The sequence below is a fragment of the uncultured Cetobacterium sp. genome (assembly GCF_947038635.1).
Lineage (GTDB): Bacteria > Fusobacteriota > Fusobacteriia > Fusobacteriales > Fusobacteriaceae > Cetobacterium_A.
This window is the reverse complement of record NZ_CAMQXC010000180.1, coordinates 1-2,964: the sequence shown is the minus strand read 5'-3', so window position 1 is coordinate 2,964 and position 2,964 is coordinate 1. Positions and strand designations below refer to the sequence as shown.

At 28.9% G+C, this 2,964-nt stretch carries 4 protein-coding genes; all 4 read left to right on the top strand.

The features are described from left to right. The first annotated feature begins 40 nt into the window (after positions 1–40). From Q0V08_RS11345 to Q0V08_RS11330, 4 genes are read left to right on the top strand one after another with little or no spacing between them, the layout of a single operon-like run. Entirely contained in the window at positions 41–217 is a 177-nt protein-coding gene (locus Q0V08_RS11345; protein WP_297434829.1) for a hypothetical protein, read from the top strand. Further along, positions 214–1,188 (top strand): ABC transporter substrate-binding protein, encoded by a 975-nt coding sequence (locus Q0V08_RS11340; protein ID WP_297434828.1) that lies wholly within the window; start codon positions 214–216, stop codon positions 1,186–1,188. The genes Q0V08_RS11345 and Q0V08_RS11340 overlap by 4 nt, the downstream gene beginning before the upstream one ends. A 50-nt stretch (positions 1,189–1,238) precedes the next feature. Beyond that, positions 1,239–2,582, top strand: a complete 1,344-nt coding sequence (locus tag Q0V08_RS11335) for an MATE family efflux transporter (protein ID WP_297434827.1) — start codon at positions 1,239–1,241, stop codon at positions 2,580–2,582. 2 nt (positions 2,583–2,584) lie between these two features. Further along, on the top strand, positions 2,585–2,917 hold the full coding sequence (locus tag Q0V08_RS11330) for an ArsC/Spx/MgsR family protein (RefSeq protein WP_297434826.1): 333 nt from the start codon (positions 2,585–2,587) through the stop codon (positions 2,915–2,917). Positions 2,918–2,964: the final 47 nt, after the last annotated feature.

The following is a 2,964-nucleotide window of genomic DNA, read 5'->3' as shown; positions in this document are numbered from 1 at the left end:
CTTAAAATGAGTATTCCTCTTGTTTTAATTGGAGCAGCTATTGGAAGAATGGTTAGGTGCTACATCTGGTCTTGGATATTTTAGTAAAAGAATGATGTCTCAATTAGATGGTGCTGGAGTTTTTGCACCTATAGTAATTATATCTTTACTTGCAATAACCTTAGTACAAATTATAACTATATTTGAAAACATAATATTACACTGGAGGAATCAATGAAAAAAATATTTACTATTTTAATAATGCTTACTTTATTACTTAGCTGTAACTCAAAAAAAGAGGATAGTTTAAAAGAAGTTTCCATAATTTTAGATTGGTATCCTAATGCTGTTCACTCTTTTCTTTATACAGCTATTGAAAAAGGGTATTTTAAAGATGAAGGAATAAAATTAAATATAATTTATCCCTCTTCACCTAGCGACTCTTTAACCTTACCTGCTGCAAAAAAAGCTGACATAGGAATCTCCTATTTAAACAGTGTTGTTATGGCAAGAGCTAACGAAAACGTTCCTATAAAATCTTTTGGTGCAATACTCCAAAGATCAGTTAATACAGTTATATCTTTAAAAGAAAAAAATATAACCTCTCCAAAAGACTTTGAAAATAAAATCGCAGGTACTAGTGGTGGTGTTCTTTCAGAAACTTATTTAAAATCAATGATGATTTCTGAAAATTTAAATCCTAACTCTCTTAAAATCACTGATGTAGGGTTTGAACTTCTAACATCTATGATTACAAACCAAGTTGATTTTACAATTGGAAATATGATTAATCATGAAGTACCTGTTATTAAAGAGAAAGGTATCGACATAAACTATTTTTTAATTGATAATTTTGGAATCCCTCAAGCATATGAACTTATTTTAGTGGCTAACGATGAGCTTTTAAATCAAAATAAAGATATTTATGCAAAAGTTCTAAAAGCTATGCAAAAAGGATTTGAAGATGTTAAAAGCAATCCTAAGGAATCTTTAAATCTTCTTCTTTCAAAGCAGGCTGTTGATCAATTTCCATTAAGTGAAACTGTAGAAAAAGAAAGTTTGGAAATTTTACTACCAATAATGGAGACACCTCAAAATAAATTTTTAACTCAAACTAAGAAAGTTTGGGAAAATAATGTTAATTGGTTATATGAAAATGGTATCATTCAAAAAAAACTTCCAGCTGAAAATTTTATATATCAATTTTAAATTTTTTAATATATAATACCCTTTAGAAATAAATTTTTGGAGGGATTATTTTGAAACAGATTCGCTCTCTTTGGAGAGAAAATAGAAGTGAAATTCTATCTATTTTTACTATTGCTTTGCCTACTATTGTAGATATGTTTGTGCAAACACTACTTGGATTTTTTGATTTAATTATGGTTGGACGATTAGGACCAGATGCTATTGCTTCTGTTGGATTGGGAACTGCTCCAATTTTAACTGTTATTCCAATATTTTTCGCGATCAGTGTTGGAACTACTGCTATGGTTAGTCGTGCGTTTGGAGCCAAAAATTATAATGAAGCTAAAGAAGGCATGAGTCAAAGCTTAATCCTAGGAGTTCCTGCGGCTTTTATCGTTACTTTTATCTTTATTATTTTTGGTAAAAATATTCTTGGAATTATTAGTAAAAATCAACCTATCACAGACGCTTTAAGCTATTTAAAAGTTGTTTCTCTAGGAATTCCTTTTTTATGCTTTAACATTATTTTTTCATATGGATTTAGATCTATTAATAAAGCTAAAATTCCAATGATTAATAATACAATTAGCATTTTTTCAAATATATTGCTCAATTATATTTTTATCTTTGTTTTAAATCTTGGAGTTTTTGGAGCTGGAATAGCTACAACAATTTCTAGAGGAATAGTTACTTTAATATTCTCATTCTTAATAATATATAAAAAAAATTATTGTATTGCATTAAGTAAAAAAGATTTTAAAATAAATAAAGAGATTTGTAGACGACTTTTAAAAGTTGGGTTACCCTCTGCTGGAGAACAAGGAATCTTTAGAATTGGAATGCTTATTTTTGAAGCTATGGTTATAAACTTAGGAACATTGCAATATGCAGCACATAAAATAGCTTTAACTGCTGAGTCTTTCTCTTTCAATTTGGGACTTGGATTCTCTGTTGCTGGTACTGCTCTCGTTGGACAACATCTAGGAGCTCGACAATATCAAGAGGCTAGAAAAGCTGGTTACTTAAACATGTTTTTAGCTATGGGAGTTATGACTGCATTCGGATTTATTTTTATGATTTTTCCAAAATTTGTAATTTCAATGTTTACAAAAGAACAATCTATCGTTCCTATGGCCAGTTCTGCTCTTAGAATCGTATCTATCGCTCAACCAATTTTAGCAGTTTCAATGGTTTTAAGTGGTGCTTTAAGAGGAGCTGGAGATACTAAATCTGTTCTTTGGATTACATCTATTGGTATGTTTTTAGTTAGAATACCACTTACATATTTATTCTTATATGTATTTAACTTTGGTTTAAATGGTGCTTGGATGGTAATGATTGTAGATTTAACATATCGTGGGTTGGCATGTTTGTATAGATTTAGACAAGGAAAATGGAGGTATATTGAAGTATAATTATGATAATACAAATTTTTGGAAGAAAAAACTGTAATGAAACTAAAAAAGTTCAAAGATTTTTTAAAGAAAGAGGAGTTAAAACTCAATTTATTGATTTACTTGAGAAAGCTCCCTCAAAAAAAGAGTTTGAAACTTTCTTAAAATACTATGATTTAAATGACTTTTTAGATATTGAAGGAAAAGAGTATAAAAAAAGAAATCTAGAGTATATGATTTATGATACAATGGACTTACTTCTAGAAAGTCCTATTCTTTTTAAAACTCCCATTATCAGGTCAGATAAAGGTGTTATTTTAGGATACAATCTCGAAAAACTAAAAAATAGGGTCTAATTAAATATTTGTGTAAACCTTCAAGTTGGGGTAATATTAAATTATCT

Excerpts from the sequence above, each read along its gene's own strand:
- Q0V08_RS11340 (WP_297434828.1), top strand. The coding sequence starts at position 214 with ATGAAAAAAATATTTACTATTTTAATAATGCTTACTTTATTACTTAGC.
- Q0V08_RS11330 (WP_297434826.1), top strand. The coding sequence starts at position 2,585 with ATGATAATACAAATTTTTGGAAGAAAAAACTGTAATGAAACTAAAAAA.